At 69.5% G+C, this 20,767-nt stretch carries 18 protein-coding genes and 1 pseudogene; 9 read left to right on the forward strand and 10 right to left on the reverse strand.

Going from position 1 to position 20,767, the window contains the following annotated elements; translation table 11 throughout:
- The first annotated feature begins 61 nt into the window (after positions 1-61).
- The 3 genes from ACFDTH_RS07780 (at position 62) to ACFDTH_RS07790 (ending at position 4,222) form a co-directional block, all read left to right on the forward strand.
- A complete protein-coding gene (locus ACFDTH_RS07780; protein WP_375286964.1) occupies positions 62-1,369 on the forward strand; it encodes a chloride channel protein in 1,308 nt (435 codons plus the stop codon).
- Between the two features lie 200 nt (positions 1,370-1,569).
- Positions 1,570-2,886: an amidohydrolase gene (locus ACFDTH_RS07785; protein ID WP_375286965.1), complete on the forward strand. Its 1,317-nt coding sequence runs from the start codon at positions 1,570-1,572 to the stop codon at positions 2,884-2,886.
- 205 nt (positions 2,887-3,091) lie between these two features.
- A complete protein-coding gene (locus ACFDTH_RS07790; RefSeq protein ID WP_375286966.1) occupies positions 3,092-4,222 on the forward strand; it encodes a zinc-binding dehydrogenase in 1,131 nt (376 codons plus the stop codon).
- 102 nt (positions 4,223-4,324) lie between these two features.
- Here the strand turns inward: ACFDTH_RS07790 and ACFDTH_RS07795 are convergent, their stop codons facing one another.
- The 9 genes from ACFDTH_RS07795 to ada all read right to left on the reverse strand — a co-directional run bounded on the left by ACFDTH_RS07795 (position 4,325) and on the right by ada (position 13,900).
- Complete coding sequence (locus ACFDTH_RS07795; RefSeq protein ID WP_375286967.1) at positions 4,325-5,488, reverse strand: MBL fold metallo-hydrolase; 1,164 nt, start codon at positions 5,486-5,488, stop codon at positions 4,325-4,327.
- Positions 5,485-5,955 (reverse strand): DUF2721 domain-containing protein, encoded by a 471-nt coding sequence (locus ACFDTH_RS07800; protein ID WP_375286968.1) that lies wholly within the window; start codon positions 5,953-5,955, stop codon positions 5,485-5,487. The genes ACFDTH_RS07795 and ACFDTH_RS07800 overlap by 4 nt, the downstream gene beginning before the upstream one ends.
- A gap of 51 nt (positions 5,956-6,006) precedes the next feature.
- Positions 6,007-6,930 carry a 50S ribosomal protein L11 methyltransferase gene (locus ACFDTH_RS07805; RefSeq protein WP_375286969.1) on the reverse strand — a complete coding sequence of 308 codons (924 nt, stop codon included), beginning with the start codon at positions 6,928-6,930 and terminating at the stop codon, positions 6,007-6,009.
- Entirely contained in the window at positions 6,927-7,769 is an 843-nt protein-coding gene (bla, locus tag ACFDTH_RS07810) for a subclass B3 metallo-beta-lactamase (protein ID WP_375286970.1), read from the reverse strand. Before bla ends, ACFDTH_RS07805 begins: the two co-directional genes overlap by 4 nt.
- Positions 7,759-8,475 carry an SDR family NAD(P)-dependent oxidoreductase gene (locus tag ACFDTH_RS07815; protein ID WP_375286971.1) on the reverse strand — a complete coding sequence of 239 codons (717 nt, stop codon included), beginning with the start codon at positions 8,473-8,475 and terminating at the stop codon, positions 7,759-7,761. Before ACFDTH_RS07815 ends, bla begins: the two co-directional genes overlap by 11 nt.
- A 28-nt stretch (positions 8,476-8,503) precedes the next feature.
- Positions 8,504-9,847 carry a methyl-accepting chemotaxis protein gene (locus ACFDTH_RS07820; protein WP_375286972.1) on the reverse strand — a complete coding sequence of 448 codons (1,344 nt, stop codon included), beginning with the start codon at positions 9,845-9,847 and terminating at the stop codon, positions 8,504-8,506.
- A 21-nt stretch (positions 9,848-9,868) separates the two neighbouring features.
- Positions 9,869-11,221: a methyl-accepting chemotaxis protein gene (locus tag ACFDTH_RS07825; RefSeq protein ID WP_375286973.1), complete on the reverse strand. Its 1,353-nt coding sequence runs from the start codon at positions 11,219-11,221 to the stop codon at positions 9,869-9,871.
- A 68-nt stretch (positions 11,222-11,289) separates the two neighbouring features.
- Positions 11,290-12,801, reverse strand: coding sequence for a CpaF family protein (locus ACFDTH_RS07830; RefSeq protein ID WP_375286974.1), 1,512 nt, complete (start codon positions 12,799-12,801; stop codon positions 11,290-11,292).
- Between the two features lie 67 nt (positions 12,802-12,868).
- Positions 12,869-13,900: a bifunctional DNA-binding transcriptional regulator/O6-methylguanine-DNA methyltransferase Ada gene (gene ada / locus ACFDTH_RS07835; RefSeq protein ID WP_375286975.1), complete on the reverse strand. Its 1,032-nt coding sequence runs from the start codon at positions 13,898-13,900 to the stop codon at positions 12,869-12,871.
- Positions 13,901-13,965: 65 nt separating this feature from the next.
- Here ada and ACFDTH_RS07840 point away from each other — a divergent pair, with 65 nt between their 5' ends.
- Together ACFDTH_RS07840 and ACFDTH_RS07845 are read left to right on the forward strand one after the other, a co-directional pair.
- On the forward strand, positions 13,966-14,742 hold the full coding sequence (locus ACFDTH_RS07840; protein ID WP_375286976.1) for an enoyl-CoA hydratase: 777 nt from the start codon (positions 13,966-13,968) through the stop codon (positions 14,740-14,742).
- Positions 14,743-14,805: 63 nt separating this feature from the next.
- Positions 14,806-16,326, forward strand: a complete 1,521-nt coding sequence (locus ACFDTH_RS07845) for a hypothetical protein (protein ID WP_375286977.1) — start codon at positions 14,806-14,808, stop codon at positions 16,324-16,326.
- 34 nt (positions 16,327-16,360) lie between these two features.
- Here the strand turns inward: ACFDTH_RS07845 and ACFDTH_RS07850 are convergent, their stop codons facing one another.
- Positions 16,361-17,038: a dienelactone hydrolase family protein gene (locus tag ACFDTH_RS07850; RefSeq protein WP_375286978.1), complete on the reverse strand. Its 678-nt coding sequence runs from the start codon at positions 17,036-17,038 to the stop codon at positions 16,361-16,363.
- Positions 17,039-17,177: 139 nt separating this feature from the next.
- On the opposite strand from ACFDTH_RS07850, the gene ACFDTH_RS07855 reads away from it, so the two are divergent.
- From ACFDTH_RS07855 to ACFDTH_RS07870, 4 genes and pseudogenes are all read left to right on the forward strand, one after another.
- A complete protein-coding gene (locus ACFDTH_RS07855; protein WP_375286979.1) occupies positions 17,178-17,744 on the forward strand; it encodes a F0F1 ATP synthase subunit delta in 567 nt (188 codons plus the stop codon).
- A gap of 5 nt (positions 17,745-17,749) precedes the next feature.
- The gene (gene atpA / locus ACFDTH_RS07860; protein ID WP_375286980.1) at positions 17,750-19,279 is read left to right on the forward strand and encodes a F0F1 ATP synthase subunit alpha; all 1,530 of its coding nucleotides are present in this window, start codon (positions 17,750-17,752) and stop codon (positions 19,277-19,279) included.
- A 122-nt stretch (positions 19,280-19,401) separates the two neighbouring features.
- Positions 19,402-20,283: a F0F1 ATP synthase subunit gamma gene (locus ACFDTH_RS07865; RefSeq protein ID WP_375286981.1), complete on the forward strand. Its 882-nt coding sequence runs from the start codon at positions 19,402-19,404 to the stop codon at positions 20,281-20,283.
- A gap of 183 nt (positions 20,284-20,466) precedes the next feature.
- Positions 20,467-20,767, forward strand: a pseudogene (locus ACFDTH_RS07870) (F0F1 ATP synthase subunit beta); the annotation flags it as partial.

Raw genomic sequence — 20,767 nt, forward strand, 5'->3', positions numbered from 1 at the left:
CGGCGCAAGGCCGGGGTGACAGAGGTTGGGCATCGGGCTGTTCGACACTAGGAAGCCTCGGGTGCCCGATTCACCTCCTGCCCGCCGGCCACGCCGCTGGACCGCGCGCCGCTCCCGTGCCTTGCTGCGCGCCACCGGCCCGACGTCGCTCCGCTTCCGCAGCCGCGTCGCGATCCTGACCGGGGCGATCGCGGTCGGTATCGTCGCGGTGCTGTTCGCGCAGGCTTCGGACGAAGCGGGGGTGATCTTCGAGCGCTATGCTCGCGCGAACCGCTGGCTGCCGCTGATCACCACGCCGCTCGGCTTCGCCGCGCTCGTCTGGGTCACGCGCCGCTGGGCGCCACTGGCGAGCGGATCGGGCATCCCGCAGGTGATCGCCGCGCGCGAGCGGCGCGACCTCGGCGTCTCGGGCCTGATCGCGCCCGCCACCGTCGCGGCCAAGGCGGTGCTGACGATCGCCGCGGTGCTGTGCGGCGCCAGCGTCGGACGCGAGGGGCCGACGGTGCAGCTCGCCGCGGCGATCATGGGCGTCAGCCACCGGGTGATGCACGTCGCGCTGCGCCCGTCGGTGGTGATCGCGGGCGGAGCGGCGGGCGTGGCGGCGGCGTTCAACACGCCGCTGGCGGGCGTGATGTTCGCGATCGAAGAGCTCGCCTCGGCCTATGAGCAGCGCGTGACCCTGCTGGTGCTGTCGCTGATCGTGGTGGCGGGCATGGTCGCCCAATCCCTGGCAGGCGATTATTTGTATTTCGGCGCGATCGGCGCGCATATGCCGCTGGCGAGCGCGCTGGTGGTGGCGCCGGTGGCGGGTCTGGCGGGCGGTGCCGCGGGCGGGCTGTTCGCGCGGATGATGCTGGCCGTGGCACAGGGCACGCACCGCTGGCTGCTGGTGGCGAAGCGGCGGCCGATCGCCTTCGCCTTCGCCTGCGGGCTGGTGGTGGCGGGTCTGGGCATCGCCACCGGGCTGACCTGGGGCACCGGTTATGCGCCCGCGCGCGCGATGATCCTGGGGGTGGACGCGCCTTGGTGGTTCGGCCCCGCCAAGTTCGTCGCCGCGCTGGCGACTGCGGTGGCAGGCCTGCCCGGCGGCATCTTCGCGCCCAGCCTGGCCGTGGGGGCGGGGGTGGGCAACCTGCTGAGCCTGGTCTTCCCCTCCGGCCCGGCGAGCGCGGTGGTGATCCTGGGCATGGTCGCCTATTTCGCCGGGGTGGTCCGCGCGCCGCTGACCGCGGTAATCATCCTTTCCGAGACGACGGGCAGCCGCGGCCTGATGCTGCCGATGTTCGCCGCCGCCTTCCTGGCCGACTGGGCGAGCACGCAGGTGTGCCGGGAGAAATTGTACCACGGGCTGGCGCGCACGTTCGGGTGAGCGCGTCTGGCCTCGCGATACGGGCAATCCTCCCCTGCGAGGGGAGGTGGCGCGCGCGAAGCGCGTGACGGAGGGGTATCGCGCTCTCGATGGGGTGATACCCCTCGTTCAGCTGCGCTGACATCTCCCCTTGCAGGGGAGGAAAAGGAATGTCGCAAAAGCGGAACTTGCGGCTAAGCTCCCCCGAAAAGGGGAAACACATGCGCCACATCATCGCCGCCGCGCTGCTCACCGCGGCCACACCTGCGCTCGCCGCTCCTGATTATGCTGCCGCGATCAAGGCGGACTACGATCGCGATCTCGGCAAGCTTTGGGAGGAGTTCCACCGCAATCCCGAGCTGTCCTTCCGCGAGTTCAAGACCGCGGCGCGGATGGCGGCCGAACTGCGCAAGGTGCCCGGCATGGTGGTGACCGAAAAGGTCGGCCAGACCGGCGTTGTCGGCGTGCTGAAGAACGGTGAGGGGCCGGTGGTGCTGGTGCGCGCCGACATGGACGGGCTGCCGGTGGAGGAGAAATCCGGGCTGCCGATGGCGAGCAAGGCGCGGCAAGTGGGCGTCGACGGGGTCGAGGCGCCGGTGATGCACGCCTGCGGGCACGACACGCACATCGTCGGCCTGCTCGCCACCGCGCGGCGGCTGGCGGCGATGAAGGACCGTTGGAAGGGGACGGTGGTGTTCATCGCCCAGCCCGCGGAGGAGCGGGTCGGCGGGGCGAAGGCGATGATCAAGGACGGGCTCTACACCCGCTTCCCCAAGCCGCAGTACGCGCTGGCCTATCACAGCAATTCGGAAGGACTGGCGGGCACCGTCTCCGCATCGGAGGGCATCCAGTACAGCTCGTCCGATTCGGTCGACATCGTGGTGCCGGGGATCGGCGCGCACGGGGCGAGCCCGCACATGGGCAAGGACCCGGTCTACATGGCCTCGCAGATCGTGATCGCGCTGCAAGGGCTGATCAGCCGCGAGCGGATGCCGCTCGATCCCGGCGTGATCACGGTCGGCAGCTTTCACTCGGGCCTCAAGCACAACATCATCACTGACGAGGCCAAGCTGCAGGTGACGGTGCGCGCCAATGACGAGGAGACGCGCGCCAAGCTGATCGCGGGAATCAAGCGCGTCGCACAGGGCGTCGGCGTGATGAACGGGATGCCCGCGGACAAGATGCCGCGCGTGACGGTGATCGAGGGTACGCCGACGACGATCAACGACGCCGCGCTGGCACGCCGGCTCAATGCGGTGATGGAAGCGACCTTGGGGAAGGAGCGGGTGATTCCGTTCAAGCAGAAGGGCATGGGCGCGGAGGATTTCGCCGCCTTCGTCCAGCCGGATACAGGCGTGAAGGGCTATTATTTCTCGGTCGGCGGCACGCCGCAGGCGGCGTTCGATGCGGCCGCGGCGGGCGGGCCGCCGGTGCCCTCGCACCATTCGCCCCTGTTCAAGGTGTCGCCGGAGCCGGTGGTGGTGACCGGCGCGACGGCGATGACTGCAGCGGTGCTGGAGTTGTTGAAGGTGGGGTGAGGGAAGCTGCTCCCCTCCCCTGGAAGGGAGGGGCTGGGGATGAATCGCGGAACTGCGATACGGATGGGCCGGCGGTGACGAAGCCGTATCGCGAGCACTCCACCCACCCCCGACCCCTCCCTTGCAGGGAGGGGAGTTCCTGTCGGTTGACCCGCCGGCTCCCGCTCCCCACAACCCCGCCCAAACCAATCGAGAGGAGCGGCATATGGCGGACGAGTATCGCGGGCTGGAACTGCGGTCCGAGGCGACCGAAGGCGGCGAGCTGACGCTGAGCCTGGAGGAGATCACCGTGTCCGATCCCGCCGCGGACGAGGTGATCGTCCGCGTCGAGGCCGCGCCGATCAACCCTTCCGATCTCGGCCTGCTGCTCGGCCCAGCGGACGTTTCCACGATGCAGGCGGGCGGCAGCGCGGAGCGGCCAGTGCTTACCTTCGCCATTCCCGAGGGGCGGCTCTCCGGCATCAAGGCGCGGCTGGGTCAGTCGATGCCGGTGGGCAACGAGGGCGCGGGCACGGTGGTCGCGGCGGGGGCGGATGCGTCGCAGCTGGTCGGCAAGCGCGTCGGCATGCTCGGCGGGGGGATGTATACGCAATATCGCAAGCTCAAGGCCCGCGACGTCGTGCCGCTGCCCGAGGGGGCGAGTGCGGCTGACGGGGCGGCGATGTTCGTCAACCCGTTGACCGCGTTGGGCTTCGTCGAGACCGCGAAAGCGGAGGGGCACAAGGCGATCGTCCACACCGCCGCGGCCTCGAATCTGGGGCAGATGCTCCAGAAGATCTGCCTCGCCGACGGCATCCCGCTGGTCAACATCGTCCGCAAGCCGGAGCAGGCGGAAATCCTGCGTGGCATAGGTGCCGCCCATGTGCTCGACAGCAGCGCCGACGACTTCCGCGAGCGACTGGTCGATGCGATCGCCGAGACGCGTGCGACTGTCGCCTTTGACGCGATCGGCGGCGGGAAATCGGGCAGCGACATCGTCCAGGCGATGGAGGCCGCGGCGGTGCGCAACATGACCGAATACAGCCGCTACGGCTCGGACCAGTTCAAGCAGCTCTATATCTATGGCGCGCTGGACCTGGCGCCGACCATGCTCAACCGGCTGAGCTTCGGCTTCCAGTGGAGCGTCTCGGGCTGGCTGCTGACGCCGTTCATGACCAAGGCGGGGCGCGAGGTGGTCGGCCGCATGCGCCAGCGCGTGGTGGACGAGCTGACCACTACCTTCGCCAGTGGCTATACCGCGACGATCGGGCTGGCCGAGGCGCTTAGCCCTGATGTGCTGCGCGCATATGAGCGCAAGGCAACGGGCGAGAAGTATCTGATCGACCCGATGCGGTAGGCGGCGCTGCTCGTCACCCCAGCCCTGTGCCGGGGTCCACGGAGCCGCAAGGGACTGCCTTGGGCCTTGCGGAGGCTCTTGCCGCCCGGTGGACCCCGGCGGTCAAAGCAGCGCCTTGATCGCCTCGCTCTCGGCACAGCGCGCCAGGGCCGCCTCGTCGATCCGTCCCGGCGCGCTGTACGCCGGCACCTCGACGCCCCGCCCGATCACGCCCGGCGCGAACCGCTGCGGCTCGCCCGCACAGCGCATCAGTTCGGCGAGCATCTTCGGCGGCGTATCGTGCCCCTCGTAGCTCAACCGGAACGTTCCCCAGTGGATCGGCAGCGCGAAGGAGGCGCCCAGCCGGTCGAACACGCGCACCGCGTCGAGCGGGCCGATGTGGCTGCCGCTCGCCATCTGGCCGGGGACGAAGCGGAACGCGCCGATCGGGATCAGCGCGAGCCGGATCGGGCCGAGCGCGGCGGCCTCGGCGGGCCATAGACCGTCGCCCATGCCGGTATCGCCGGCGAAGAACAGGTTGCCGCCGGAGGGAAGCGTGACGACGAAGCTGGACCAGAGCGCGCGATTGCGGTCCGAGAACCAGCGGCTGCCCCAGTGATGGTTGCGGGTGGCCGTCACCGCGACGCCTGGCGCGACCTCGAGCCGCTCGCCCCAGTCGAGCGCGGTCGCCTCGGCGCCGACCTGGCCGATCACGCTGTCGTTGCCGAGGCTGGTGACGATGCGCGGCCGGTCACGCTGCCAAAGACGGCGGAGCGTCGCCTTGTCGAGATGGTCGTAATGGTTGTGGCTGACCAGTACGAGGTCGATTTTCGGCAGGTCCTCGAAGCGGATACCGGGCACGGCGACTCGGCGTGGGCCGCGGCCGACCGGCCCGGTCCGCTCCGACCAGACCGGATCGGTGAGGATGTTGAGTCCCTGCGTCTGGATCAGCACGGTGGCGTGGCCAACCCACGTCACCACCATCCGGTCGCCCGCGACGCGCGGCTCGGGTTTGGACTGCGTGACCGCGACACGGTCAGGCCACGGCGGCCGGCCGTCGCTGCCGGTAAGGTAGCGCCAGAAGAAGCCCGCGCGGCTGCCGCCGGAGGGGACGCGGAACGTCTCCTCCTCGCCGCTCGGATTGAAGAAGCGGGCGCCGTCGAAATGGTCGCTGGCGGGCCCGCGATAATAGATGCGGTCCAGGAAGCGCGGCGCCAGCGCGATGGCGAGGCACAGCGCCACCACCAGGAACAGCAGGACGCTTCCGGCGATCTTGAGCGCGGTCATTTCAGCTGTTCGATGATCAGCGCATGGCGGACGCGGGTGACGCGCAGCGACAGCCGTACCTCGATCGCGAAGGCGAAGAAGGCGGCGGTGAGCATCGCCATCGCGAAGATGAACACCACCGCGACCTCGCGGCCGCTGCGCCACTTGAACAGCTCGGCGACGAACAGCATCGCCACCACCACGCAGATCGCCACCGCGCTGGTCACCGCCAGCATCAGCGCGCGGTTGATCACCACCATGCGCCGGTCGATCAGCCGCATCTCGTCGGCATAATGGCCGCGCATGTCGGGCGGATCGGCGAGATGCCGCTCCTCGATCGCGCGGGCGCGGTCGATGACGCGCGACAGGCGGCCGGTGAGGACGTTGAGGAACGATCCTATCCCGGCCAGCAGGAACACCGGGGCGATCGCGGTCTGAATCGTCTCTGCAACGGTGGTGAGGATCGGGGCGAAATCGACGGCGGCCATGCTACATCGTCTCTCCTCGGGGGCGAAGGTAGGGCGACGGTTGACGGATGGCTAGCGGTCGCCGGCCCAGGCTCCCCGGTCGCCCATCGGTCCCGAGGCCGCGATCCGTTGCGCCGGTGCCGCCAGGCACAGGATCGTCCAATCGCCGCGATCGTCCCGCGCGGTCGCCCGGCAGCCCTGCGCGGCATAGGCGGCGATCACCGCATCGGCCTGGGTGGCGAGCAACCCGGCGAGGACGATGGCGGCGTGCGGTGCGGCGACCGTGGCGATCTCCGGCGCCATCGCGATCAGCGGGCCGGCCAGAATGTTGGCGATGACAAGGTCGAACGGCGCAGCGGCGGCGATAGCGGCATCGTCGGTACCGTCGGCGACCAGCATCGCCACGCGCTCGATGTCGTTCAGCGCGGCATTCTCCTCGGCGACCTTCACCGCGATCGGATCGATGTCGGTGGCCATCACCGCCGCGTCGGGCCAAAGGTGGCGCGCGGCGAAGGCGAGCAGCCCGGTGCCGGTGCCGAGATCGATCGCATTGGTCACCGGCCGTTCCGCCAGCGCGTCGAGCATCTTCAGGCACCCGGCGGTGGTGAAGTGGTGCCCGGTGCCGAATGCCTGCCCGGCGTCGATCAGGAAGGCGCGCCCGCCCGGCGGCGCGTTGCCGGGGTGGACGGAGGTGTGGACCACGAAGCGGCCTTCCCGGATCGGCTCCAGCCCCGCCTGGCTCATCGCCACCCAGTCGGCGTCGGTGATCGGCGCGACCACGGGCTGTACCCCCGCGGCGCTGGGCACGAGCGCAGCGATGGCGGCGATCATCGCCGCATCGGGCGCGTCGTCCAGATAGGCGTCGAGACGCCAGCGTTCGACATCATCCTCCACCTCCTCGGTGGTCATCAGCACCGCCTCGATCGCCACGTCGTCGGCGGCGTCGATCGCCTCCGCCTCGGCGCGGGTGCAGGGCAGGGTGACTTTCCAGCTCATCGGGCGCGCTCCTCGGCAAGGCGGCGATCCAGTCCCGCGGCGGCATCCTGCGCATAGCGACGGCAGCCCGTGCGATCGACCAAGGGCGCGCGGCCGGCGAGACGATCAGCCAGCCCGCTGGCGCCGGGGTGCGGCGTGATCAGCAGATCGCAGTCCAGTGCCGCCACCCTGGCGATCGACGCCCGCAGCGTCGAGACCTGCGCAGGGTGATCGGAGAACCGGTAGCCGGGGGCGCTTACCGCGGTCAGGCTGTCGGCATAGACGATCGTGGGGCAGCCGGACCGGTCGCAGGTCCGCCAAGTCCAGCTCGTCGCGCCCGGCGAATGGCCGGGCGTCGCGACGGCGGTGAAGGTCACGCCGCCGAGCCTGACCGTCCCGCTGTCCGCCACCGTGCGGCCGACCCGTGCGGGCGGGAACGGATCGAGCGAGCGCGCCTGCGGGTCGGCCGGATCGGGCCGGCCGCTCTCGATCGCGGCGCGCCCGGCGGCGCGGGTCACCAGGATGGCGCCGCTGCGCCGCTGGAGCGCGGCAAAGCCGCCGGCATGGTCGTGATGCTCGTGACCGCTGAGGATGTAGCGCACGGCGCGCAGGCGATAGCCGAGGCGGGCGATGTTGCGCTCGACCAGCGGCGCGGCGGCGGCCGGGCCGGCGTCGATCAGCACCAGCCCCGCACGCGTGCGAACCAGCAGCACGGTGATGCCGCAGGTGCCGACATCGTAGACGTCCGCGGCGATGCGGACGGGCGGCGCCGGATCGGTCCAGCCGCCATGCCCCCGGCACGCCGACACCCAGGCCGCGGGATCGGCGGCCGCCGCGAGCAGCAGCAGGCTAGCGGACATAGCTTGCGCCGTTCACGTCCAGTACCGCGCCGGTCATGGAGGCGGGGGCATCGAGCGCGCACCAGCGGACCATCTCGGCCACTTCCTCGGGCATGGCGACCCGGCCCAACGGAATGTCCGCCAGCAGTTTGTCGCCGCCGCGGCTGGCCAGATAGTCCTCGGCCATGCCGGTCATGGTGAAGCCGGGGCAGATGGCGAAGGCGAGGATGCCTTCCGCGGCATAGGCACGCGCGATCGTCTTGGTCATTGCGACCATACCCGCCTTGGAGGCGGCATAATGCCAGTGGGCGGGGCTATCGCCGCGATAGGCGGCGCGGCTGGCGACGTTGACGATGCGGCCGCCCCGCTTGTCTCCTTTGGCTCCGCGCGCCTGCCAGTGAAGTACGGCGAGCCGGCACAGTTCGGCCGAGGCGGTGAGGTTGATCCGCATCGTCCGCTCCCACCCGGCGAGCCAGTCGGCATCGTCGCCGTCGAGCGGATTGGACTCGAACACGCCGGCGTTGTTGACCAGCACGTCAACCGTGCCCAGCCGGTCGAGCGCGGCCTGCCAGAGCGCCGCAGCGGCGCCGGGCTGGTCGAGATCGGCGGCGATCCGCTCGTCCGACGCGCTGGTGGCATGGCCGAGCACGGGCGTGCCGCAGGCGGTGAAGGCGGCGTGGATGGCGGCGCCGATGCCGCGGCTGGAGCCGGTGACGAGAATGGTCATGCCCCGCCGCATAGCGACCTGGGTCGAGTCAGGCCACGTCCTGTGCGAAGGTCTCGGCGGCCTGTTGCAGTTCCCGGATCTGGTCGCCGATCGCGGCGCCGTGCTGGATCAGCATGTCGAATTCTGCGGCGACCCGGCCCGTCTCGTGCAGCACCTCCGCAATGGTTCCGGCCATCGCCTCGGCCGTCATCGCCGTCTGGTCGATCGATGCACTGATCGCGGTGACGGTGGTGGTCTGGCCCTCCACGGTGCGGCGGATCTGGTCGGCGGACAGGCGTACCCGTTCCACCGTGCCGCGGATCGCGGCATTGGCCGTCACGGTCGCGCGGGTCGCCGCCTGAATGGCGGCGATCTGCGCGGCGATGTCGTCGGTGGCGCGCGCGGTCTGGCCGGCGAGACTCTTCACTTCCTGCGCAACCACCGCGAAGCCGCGGCCTGCATCCCCCGCACGCGCCGCCTCGATCGTGGCGTTGAGCGCGAGGAGGTTGGTCTGGCCCGCGATGTCGCGAATCAGCTGGAGAATCGATTCAATCGAGCGGGCGTGCTCCGCCAACGTATCTGACAGCGTCGCCGCCTCTTCGGCCTGTGCGGCGGCGTCCTGCGCCGTCTCCGCTGCGCTGCCGACGCCGGTGCGCACCTCGTCGATCGCGCAGATCAACCCCGCGGCCGTAGCGGCCGCCTGACGCATCGCGGTGGCGGACTGGTCCGCCGCAACCGCGACCTCGCTGGCGCGCGCCACCGCATGATGGGCGGAGCCGGTCGCCTGCTCGGCATGGCCGCGGACTTCCTGTTGCATTGCCGCGGCGCCGTCGATCGCCACTGCGATCCGGTCGTGGAAGGCGGCGGCATGCGCGGCGCGGTCGGCCTGGGCGCGGGCCGCGTCGGCACGGGCGAGATAGGCGGCCATCACCTGGGCCTCGGCGAGGGCCATGCGCTGTACCGCATCGGCGAAGCGGGCGAACACCGCGATGTCCGCCACTCGCGGTGCGACCCGCAGGATCGCGTGGCTGTGCGCCGCCGCCAGGGCATGAAGCAGCACCGGCAGCGGAACGCCCGCAGCATAGGAATCGCGAGCATGGACATGCGCCATCTGGCACCAGCGATCTTCGAACGGATGGGCGTAGATCGCCTGCACGTATTCGGTGGAGCGGGCGATGCGCCGCTCCAGCCTCTCGGGGCCGAGCATCGGGCGCAGATGCGCAGAGGCCGGCGCAGCGAGGTAATGCGTCCAGAAGGTCGTGGCGATGGCCCGCCAGTCGTCTGGCGTCATCTGAAAGCAGATCTCGCTCAGGATGTCGGCGAGCGTGCCGTCCCAATCATAGTCGCGGACGATCTCGCGCGCGCTGCGCTCCTCACCGGTCCATCCGGACAATGGCGCTGGCGCGACCACCGATCAGGCCGCGACCTTGCCCGCGAAGTCGCCGGCGCGCTGCTTGAGGCTGCCGAGGCGATCGTCAAGCAGGGAGAAGCCGGCGCCGACCCGGTCGATCTCGCTCGCCACCGTCTCGGTGTCGGCGCGGATCGCGGCAATGGTGCCGGACATTGAATCGGCGGCGAGCGCCGTCTCGTCCACCGCCGCGGTGATCGCGGTGACGGTCTGTGCCTGCGCCTCCATGGCATGGCGGATCCGCTCGGCCGAGGAATGGACTTCGCCGATGGTGACCGCGATCGAGGCGTTGGCATCGACGGTGCCGCGGGTGGCGGCCTGGATCGCGGCGATCTTGCCCGCGATGTCGTCGGTGGCGCGCGCGGTCTGGTTGGCGAGGCTCTTCACCTCCTGCGCCACCACCGCGAAGCCGCGGCCGGCATCGCCCGCGCGCGCCGCTTCGATCGTGGCGTTGAGCGCGAGGAGGTTGGTCTGGCCGGCGATGTCGCGGATCAGGCCCAGGATCGATTCGATCGACTTGGCGTGGTCGGACAGCGCCTCGGAGGTGCTGGTCGCCTCGCCCGCCTGGCTGCTGGCGCGCTGGGCGATGCCCGCGGCGACCTCCACCTCGGCGCGCGCGTCTTCGATGGCGCGAATCAGGCCGGCGGCGGTGGTGGCGGCCTCGCGCATCGCGAGTGCGGACTGCTCGGCGGCGGCGGCGACCTCGCTGGCCTTGCCGATCATACCGCGCGCCGAGGCGGACGCGCCCGACGCCTGGACGCGCAGGGCGCCGCCGTCGCGGGTGGCATCCTCCACGGTGGCGGCGATGCCGTGGTGGAAGTCGTTCGCCAGCCGGTCGCGGGCGACACGGTTCGAATGGTCGCTATAGGCGGCGTAGATCGCGACCGTCACCTCGCATTCGAGCGCGGACAGCCGCATAAGCGTGTCGATCATGCTGGTCAGCCGAGGCTCGTCCCGGCTCATCCGGCGCATCATCACCTCCAGCGCAGCCCGGTCGCTGGCCGAGATCATCGACAGGAGCGCGGTCTTGCTGACGCCCGCGGTATAGGCCGCCGCCACCGAGCGCTCGATCGAATCGATCCAGCCGCGCCCATTGGTCTCCAAGAAGCGCTGTCGCAGGAAAGCGCAACCCAGATCGATCATCCGCTCCGTATCGCCGGTGGCGAAGCTGCGCTGGTCGCCGAAGCTGCGGCGCCACTGGCTCCAATAGGCTTCCGCAACCGAGCGGATATCCGGTTCCAGAACGGCCCAGACGTCCCGGCTGGCGCTGGCAAGCGATCCGTCGAAGTCGAACACCCGCAGCCGCGCGGCGATGTCTATGGTCGGGCTGATCGAGCCGGGGGCGGGAAGGTCGGTCAAGCGGGACGGCTCCGTCGAGATGTTATCGAGACACCGCTAACCGGGCGGTGGTTAACACGCGGTAGAGTTCAGAGGCAGGCTTCGAGATAAGCCTGGTCAAAGCCGAACTGTTTGGCCTTCTCCAGCGTGTAGGGGCGGAGGCCCATCGAGCGGTATTCCCCGATGATCTTGCCGTCGGCGCTTTCGTCCAGATATTCGAACTTGAACAGCTCCTGGGTGACGATCACCGGGCCCTCCATGCCGATCACCTCGGTGACGTTGGTGACGCGGCGGCTGCCGTCGCGCAGGCGCTTTACCTGGATGATCATGTCCACCGAATCGGCGATCTGGCGGCTGATCGCTTCCTTGGGCACCTTGATGTCGCTCATCATCACCATGTTCTCCATGCGCGCCAGGCACTCGCGCGGGGAGTTGGAGTGAAGCGTCGCCATCGAACCGTCGTGGCCGGTGTTCATCGCGGCGAGCAGGTCGAAACACTCGCTGCCGCGGATCTCGCCCAGGATGATCCGGTCCGGCCGCATACGCAGTGCGTTCTTGACGAGGTCGCGGATGGAGATCTCGCCCTGGCCCTCCAGGTTGGCGGGGCGGGTTTCCAGCGGCAGCCAGTGCGGCTGTTGGAGGCGGAGCTCGGCGGCGTCCTCGATGGTCAGCACGCGCTCGCCCGGGTCGATCATCTTCGACAGGGCGTTGAGCATGGTGGTCTTGCCCGAGCCGGTGCCGCCCGAGATGACGACGTTGAATCGGCACGCGCCCGCGATCTTGAGCGCGGTCGCCATCTTGGGGCTCATCGAACCGAAGCCCGCCATCATATCGAGCGTGATCGGCTTGGCGGAGAATTTACGGATCGAGATGGCGGTGCCGCGCAGCGAGAGCGGCGGTACGATGACGTTGACGCGGGAGCCGTCCTTGAGGCGCGCGTCGGCCAGCGGCGTGGTCTGATCGACGCGGCGGCCGACCGAGTTGCAGATGCGCTGCGCGATCTGAAAGAGATGCTCCTCGTCGCGGAAGCTGATCTGCGCCAGCTGGAGCTTGCCCTTCTTTTCGACAAAGGTCTGCTCGGGGCCATTGACCATGATGTCGCTGATCTCGGGATCGGCGAGCAGCTCCTCCAGCGGGCCGAGGCCGAGCAGCTCGTCGACCAGCACCTTCTCCAGCGCGAATTGCTCGCGGCGGTTGAGAGTCAGCTTCAACTCGGCGAGCACCTCGCCGATGATCGGGCGGAATTCCTCGGCAAGCTCGTCCTTGCCGAGCGTGGCGGCCGCTTCGGGATCGACGCGCTCGAGCAGGCGGGGAAGGACCTGTTCCTTGATCTTGTGGATGGAGGATTCGAAACCCTCGACGCGGCTGCTGCCGGCCTCGCCGCTGGCGTTCTGGCGGTCGGCCAGGCGCTGCATCGCATCCATCGCGACACCGGGCATGCTGCCCTCGCCATCGATCTCGCCCGGCAGCGCGACGCTGTCGAGCGGCGGGAACTGCTCGCCGCCGGGCTCGGCGCGCGGTCCGCCCTGCATCGGCCGCGCCACCCCGAACCCCGGGCGCGATCCGCCGCTGATGCCGTTACGCCGCCCAAACGCGCTCATGCCCACGTCCCTCATAGTCGGGGACGGGGCCTAGGGCCGAACGCTTGATATTTACCTAACCGGCGCGTTAGCCACTTCCCTCGCGGCGGCGCAGTGCCCGCTTCCGCTCTAGCCCATAGGCATAGCCGCCCGGGCTGCCGTCGGCCCGCTGCGCACGATGGCAGGGAACGACCACCGCGACGGGATTGGCACCGCACGCCGATCCGGCGGCGCGCACCGCCTTCGGTTTCCCTGCTGCGGCGGCCAGCGCGGCATAGCTGCGCGTCTCGCCCGGCGGGATCGCGCACAACGCCTGCCACACCGCCTCCTGAAAGGCGGTGCCCCGCACGTCCAGCGGCAGGTCCGCATCCTGGCCCGGGGATTCCACCGCGGCGACCACCTGCGCGGCGAGGGCGGTCAGCGCGGCATCGGCCGGCCGTACCTCGGCATTGGGGAAGCGGGTGAGCAGCGCGGCCTCGTCCTCGTCGAAGGAGACGCGGCACAGCCCCTTGTCGGTGGCGGCGACCAGCAGAGGGCCGAGGCTGGTCGCCGCCAACGTCCAGCGGATCGCCACGCCCGCGCCGCCGCGTGCCCAGGCGCTGGGCGCCATGCCGAGCCGGGGCGCGCCTTGATCGTAGAAGCGACTGGGCGCGGAATAGCCCGCGGCATAGACCGCCTCCGTGACGCTGGAGCCGTCTTCCAGCGCTTGGGCGGCGCGCTTCGCCTGGACGCCGCGAGCGTAGGCGGCGGGGGTGACGCCGGTCGCGCGCTTGAACAGCCGATGGAAATGGTGCGGGGCATAGCCGACGCGCGCCGCCATCGCCTCCAACGGCAGCGGCGCCTCCGCCGCCTCGATCAGCGCGGTTGCCGCGGCCACGGCGATACGGTCACGTCCGACTTCGTCGGGGCGGCAGCGCAGGCACGCGCGATAGCCCGCCGCGCGCGCGCGCGCAGGATCGGGATAGAAGGCGACGTTCTCGCGGCGGGGGTGCCGCGCGGCGCAGCTTGGCTTGCAATAGATTCGCGTGGTGCGCACCGCGACCACGAACCGGCCGTCGAACGCGCGGTCGCGCGCGTCAAAAGCGGCCCAGGCGGTGTCCGGATGAATGGCATCGGTCATGCGGCTGCTCTACCCTCCCGGCAGCACGTGGGCATCCCACGGCTTGCTTTCAAAGGAGAGGACCGATGACGCTGGTGCTGGTCGAGATCGTGGACGCTGTTGCCACGGTGACGCTGAACCGGCCGGAGGCGATGAACGCTTTGTCGAAGGCGCTGCGGCGCCAGCTCTACGAGGCGATGATCGCGCTGGATGCGGACGAGAGCGTCCGCGCAGTGGTGCTGACCGGGGCAGGCGAACGGGCATTCACCGCCGGGCTGGACCTCAAGGAACTCGGCAGTGAGCCGGGCGCGCTCGGCTCCGCGAACGCGGAGGGCGCGGACGAGAACCCGGTCAAGGCGATCGAGCTGTGTCGCAAGCCGGTGATCGGCGCGATCAACGGCGTGGCGATCACCGGCGGGTTCGAGGTGGCGCTCGCCTGCGACATCCTGCTTGCCAGCGAGAATGCGCGCTTCGCCGACACGCATGCGCGGGTGGGGGTAATGCCCGGCTGGGGACTGAGTCAGAAGCTGTCACGGCTGATCGGTATCGCGCGCGCCAAGGAGCTGTCGCTGAGCGGCAACTTCCTCGACGCGAAGACGGCCGAGCGCTGGGGCCTGGTCAATCGGGTGGTCCCTGCGGTGGAGCTGCTGCCGGCTGCGCGGACGCTGGCGGCGGATATCGCCTCGGCCGATGCCGCCTTCATCTCCGACTATAAAAGGCTGATCGACGACGGCTTCGCGCTGCCCTTTGGCGACGCGATGGTGCTGGAGCACCAACGCTCCTCGGCCGCGAACCGGGCGGTCACGCCCGAAGCGGTGGAGGCGCGCCGGGCAGCGGTGCAGGCGCGGGGTCGGATGCAATAGGGCCTTCCCCAACGCCGCGCCCGCGATAAGCTGCGCGCCGCGGAATGGGGCTCGGGGGAAGAGATGAACTGGCGCGGTCTGCTGTCGATCGCTTGCGGCCTGCTGCTCGCGCCGCCGGCGGCGGCGGAGTGGATGAGGGCGGAAACGCCCCATTTCGTCGTTTATGAGGAGGCCTCCGCCGCGGAGGTGCGCAAGCTCGCCGTCGATCTCGAGCGGTTCGACGGCTTTGTCCGGCTGTTCCACGCCATGCGCGATGCAGAGGGTGCGCGGTCCAACAAGGTCACCGTGTATGTCGTGTCGGACGTCGGCGCGGTGCAGCGCTTGTGCGGCAAGTGCGCCAATGTCGCGGGCTTCTACGACGGGCGGGCGAGCGGGTCGGTCGCCTTCACACCCCGTCGCACCGCCGGCGGCTACGACGGCGCGATGCGTGCGCAGACCATCCTGTTCCACGAATATGCGCACCATTTCCTGCTGGGCAATTATGCGGTCGCCTATCCCGCCTGGTTCAGCGAGGGCTATGCCGAGTTCGTCTCGACGATGACGATCAAGGACAAGGTGACGATCGGCGTCGCGGCGCAGCACCGCGGGCGCGGACTGTTCACGGGACCGGAGATGCCGGCGACCATGCTGTTCGATCCGGGCAGCCGCAGGAAGCTGTCGCCCGAGCAGATGGACGTGCTCTACGGCCGCGGCTGGCTGATGACCCACTGGATCATGTTCGACGAAGCGCGCCGGGCGAAGTTCAAGCGCTATCTGGACCTTCTCAACAGCGGCACGCCCAGCCTGAAGGCGGCGACGGAAGCGTTCGGCGATCTGAAGGAGCTGGACAGGACGCTCAACCGCTACGTCCGCCAGTCGCGCATCCCCGGCATGGTGCTGGACCTGTCGATGGTGCCCGAGCCGGTGGTGCAGGTGGCCGCCCTGTCGCCGGGGGCGGAGGCAATGATCCCGTTCCGGCTCGTCTCCACCCGCGGGGTGAACCGCGAGACCGCGGCATCGCTCTACCGCAAGGCGGCGGCAGTGGCGCCGCGATTTCCCAACGATCCGGTGGTGCAGGGCTGGTTCGCCGAGATCGCCTTCGATGCCGGGGAGCACGCCGCTGCCGATGCCGCCGCGGACCGCGCGATCGCCGCCGACCCGCGCTCGGCGCAGGCGCTGATCTACAAGGCGCTGGTGGCAATGGCGCAGGCCGAGAAGGACCCGGAGAAGTGGAAGGCGGCGCGCAGCCTGATCATTCGCGCCAACAGGCTCGATCCCGATTATGCCTATCCGCTGGTCCTGTTCTACGCCAGCTTCGAGCGCGAGGGCCGGCCACCGGTGGCATCGGCGGTGGCGGGGCTGCACCGCGCGCTCGAACTGGTGCCGCAGGACGATGGCGTCCGCTTTCTCGCCGCGCGCCAGCTGATCCGCGACGGAGACCTGAAGGCGGCACGCAAGGCGCTGGGGCCGCTCGCCTATAATCCGCACCTCCCGCCGGACAACCCGGCCGCCAAGGCGCTGGCGGCGCTTGACGGCGGCGACGGCGCCGCGGCGCTGGCGGTGTTCGAGGGCGAAGCGAAGACGGAGCCGACGCCCGCCGGATAGGGGTCCGCCGGCGCAGGTTCGTGCTGGACCCGGCCTAGCCGCCGTTCGCCCGGAACAGCGCCAGCGTGCGTTCCTTGGCAAGGTCGGCGCTGGGCTCGTGATAGTCCTTGCGCCGGTCCGAGTTGAAGCCGTGGCCGGCCTCATAGACGAACACCTCGGCGGTCGGGAATGCCTTGGCGATCACCGCTTCGACGCCCTCCATCGGGATGCCGTGATCGTGACGGCCGAAATGGGCGATGACCGACGCGCGCGGCGCGGCTTCCTCGGCGAACCTGGGGATCATCGAGCCGTAGTAGGCGCTGGCCGCGGCGACCCCGTCCAGCTTCGTCGCCGCCGCCCAGGCAACCGAGCCGCCATAGCAATAGCCGACCACGAACACCGGCCCCTTATCGCGCAAAGCATCGATGCAGGTCTGCACGTCCGTCAGCGACTGATCGAACGGGTGGAGCTTGCGCGCCAGCTCGATCGCGCGATCGAAGTCCGGGCCGGTATAGTCCGCCTCGAAGCCGGGATGCTCGCGATCAAACAGCGCGGGCGCGAGCACCTCGTAACCGTCGGCGGCATATTCGTCGGCCAGGTCGCGGATATGATCGGTGACGCCGAAAATCTCCTGCACCAGCACCAGTCCGCCGCGGCGTTCGCCTTGCGGAACAGCGTGATAGACGCCGATCTCCGCGCCGTCCGCCATCGCCATTCGCTCCATCGTCCCCATCGCGAGCCCTCCATTCATGTGCAGTTGCACTCCGGTTACCCCTTTGCTACGCGCCGGCCAAGCCATGCGGCGGTGCGGGGGCACGCGCGCCATCCATGCCGCCTGGGCCTAACCATTTTTGGACGGGGATCCGAATCGCGTGGATAGCTCCAGCGGCAGTATCGGCAGCATCCAGGCGAGCCTCGGCGGCCGCTATGCCACCGCGCTCTTCGACCTGGCGGAAGAGGGCCGGGCGATCGAAACGGTCGAGGCCAGCCTCGCCAAGGTGCGCGCCGCGCTCGACCAGTCGGACGATTTCAAGGCGCTGACCACCTCGCCGGTGGTGGCGCGCGAGGCCGCGGGCAAGGCGGTGCTCGCCACCGCGGACGAACTGCGCGTCGATCCCGTCACCCGCAACTTCCTGGGCGTGCTCGCCCACAACCGCCGCCTGGGCGAGTTGCCCGCGATCATCCGCGCCTTCCGCCTGCTTGCCGCCCGCCACCGCGGCGAGGTGACCGCGGAAGTGACCAGCGCGCACCCGCTCGACGGCGAGCAGGTCGATGCACTCAAGCAGTCGCTGCGCAGCCGCGTCGGCCGCGAGGTCTCGGTCGACCTGTCGGTCGATCCGGACCTGCTCGGCGGCCTCGTCGTCCGCATCGGTTCCCAGATGATCGATAGCTCGATCCGTACCCGTTTGAATGCGCTTGCCAGCGCGATGAAGGGCTGATTTCCATGGATATTCGCGCCGCAGAGATTTCGAAGGTCATCAAGGACCAGATCGCCAGCTTCGGCACCGAGGCGACCGTCAGCGAGACGGGGCAGGTGCTCAGCGTCGGCGACGGCATCGCGCGCATCTATGGCCTCGACAATGTCCAGGCGGGCGAGATGGTCTCGTTTGCCGATGGCGTGCAGGGCATGGCGCTCAACCTGGAGGCCGACAATGTCGGCGTCGTGATCTTCGGCTCGGACGCCGAGATCAAGGAAGGCGACACCGTCAAGCGCACCGGCACGATCGTGGACGTGCCGGTCGGCAAGGGCCTGCTCGGCCGTGTCGTCGACGCGCTCGGCAACCCGATCGACGGCAAGGGCCCGATCGTCGCCGAGAAGCGCAGCCGCGTCGAGGTGAAGGCGCCGGGCATCATCCCGCGCCAGTCCGTCGGCGAGCCGATGCAGTCGGGCCTCAAGGCGATCGACGCGCTGGTGCCGGTGGGCCGTGGCCAGCGCGAGCTGATCATCGGCGACCGCCAGACCGGCAAGTCGGCGGTCGCCGTCGACACCTTCATCAACCAGAAGACGGTCAACCAGTCGGACGACGAGGGCAAGAAGCTCTACTGTGTCTACGTCGCGGTCGGGCAGAAGCGCTCCACCGTCGCGCAGCTGGTCCGCACGCTGACCGAGCAGGGCGCGATGGACTATTCCATCGTCGTCGCCGCGACCGCGTCCGATCCCGCGCCGCTCCAGTTCCTCGCGCCCTACACCGGCTGCGCGATGGGCGAATATTTCCGCGACAACGGCATGCACGCGCTGATCGTGTATGACGACCTGTCGAAGCAGGCGGTCGCCTATCGCCAGATGTCGCTGCTGCTGCGCCGTCCGCCGGGCCGCGAGGCGTACCCCGGCGACGTGTTCTACCTGCACAGCCGCCTGCTGGAGCGCGCCGCCAAGATGTCGGACGCGAACGGCGGCGGCTCGCTGACCGCACTGCCGATCATCGAGACGCAGGCGGGCGATGTTTCGGCCTACATCCCGACCAACGTGATCTCGATCACCGACGGCCAGATCTTCCTGGAGACCGACCTGTTCTTCGCGGGCATCCGCCCGGCTATTAACGTCGGCCTGTCGGTGAGCCGCGTCGGCTCGGCCGCGCAGACCAAGGCGATGAAGAAGGTGTCCGGCTCGATCAAGCTGGAGCTGGCGCAGTATCGCGAGATGGCGGCGTTCGCGCAGTTCGGCTCGGACCTCGACGCCTCCACCCAGCGCCTGCTCAACCGCGGCGCGCGGCTGACCGAGCTGCTCAAGCAGCCGCAGTTCTCGCCGATGCCGTTCGAGGAGCAGACCGCCTCGATCTTCGCGGGCACCAATGGTTATCTGGACAGCATCCCGGTGGCGGACGTGAACCGCTACGAGGCGGCGATGCTGGCGTACCTGCGCTCGGATCATGCCGGCGTACTCGCCAAGATCCGCGACACTCGCGACCTCGGCGACGAGGCGAAGAGCGGGCTCAAGGCGGCGCTGGACAGCTTCGCCAAGACGTTTGCGTAAGGTACTTGGACGGTAACACACACACCCGTCACCCCGGCCTTGAGCCGGGGTCCCGCTTTCTCAGCGGTGGCCGAAAGGCAGCGGGACCCCGGGTCAAGCCCGGGGTGACGATGGGAAGCTGAATGGCATCGCTTAAAGCCCTCAAGATCCGCATCGGCTCAGTGAAGTCGACGCAGAAGATCACCAAGGCGATGAAGATGGTCGCCGCCGCCAAGCTGCGCCGCGCGCAGGAGGCGGCGGAGGCCGGGCGCCCCTATGCCGAGCGGCTGGGCGCGGTGATGGCGAGCCTCGCCTCGAAGGTGACGCTGAGCGAATCCTCGCCCAAGCTGCTCGCCGGCACGGGGCGCGACCAGGTCCACCTCTTGGTGGTCGCCACCTCCGAGCGTGGCCTGGCGGGCGCGTTCAACACCAACATCGTCCGCGCCGCGCGCCGCAAGGCCGATGAGCTGGAGCGCGCCGGCAAGACGGTGCGCTTCTATCTCGCCGGCAAGAAGGGCCGCGTGTTGCGCCGCTTCTATCCGGAAGGGATCGCCGCGGACCACGACCTGTCCACGGTCAAGACCGTCGCCTTCGACGACGCTCGCGCGATCGCCGACGACCTGATCGCGCGCTATGAGGCGGGCGAGTTCGATGTCGCGCACCTGTTCTACGCCAAGTTCCAGTCGGCACTGGTGCAGGAGCCGGTTGGCCAGCAGATCATCCCGGTCGCGATCGACCGGTCGGAGCCGCAGCTCTCCAACGACGGCGGCGCGGTGGTGGAATATGAGCCCGACGAGGAGACGATCCTCGCCGAGCTGCTGCCCCGCAACGTCGCGATCCAGATCTTCCGCGCGCTGCTGGAGAATGCGGCAAGCGAGCAGGGCAGCCGGATGACTGCGATGGACAATGCCACCCGCAACGCCGGCGACATGATCAAGCGGCTCTCCATCCAGTACAATCGTGCCCGCCAAGCGGCGATCACCACCGAGCTGGTCGAGATCATCTCGGGCGCGGAAGCGCTGTAGTTGACGCTTCGGTTCGGCACCCTGCTCCCGATTGCGCTGGTGGCGCTGATTGCGGCAGGGCTCTGGATCTCGGCAGAAGTAAAGATCGATAGATGCCTCGACGGCGGCGGCCGTTGGGACCAAGTGACAAAGAGCTGCCAGTTCGCCACTGGCTCGACGAGTTAGAAGGCAAGGAAGCACATCATGGCCACCGTCCTTGAGGATCGCCCCGCCGTATCGGGCAGCAACAATGTCGGCCGCGTCGCGCAGGTGATCGGCGCGGTGGTCGACGTCCAGTTCGACAACCACCTGCCGGCGATCCTGTCGGCGCTGGAGACCAGCAACAACGGCAACCGGCTGGTGCTGGAGGTCGCGCAGCACCTCGGCCAGAACACCGTACGCACCATCGCGATGGACTCGACCGAGGGCCTGACCCGCGGTCAGACCGTCACCGACACCGGCGCGCAGATCACCGTGCCGGTCGGCCCGGCGACGCTCGGCCGCA

This window comes from Sphingomonas sp. (assembly GCF_042096255.1).
In the GTDB taxonomy this organism is placed as follows: Bacteria; Pseudomonadota; Alphaproteobacteria; order Sphingomonadales; family Sphingomonadaceae; genus Sphingomonas.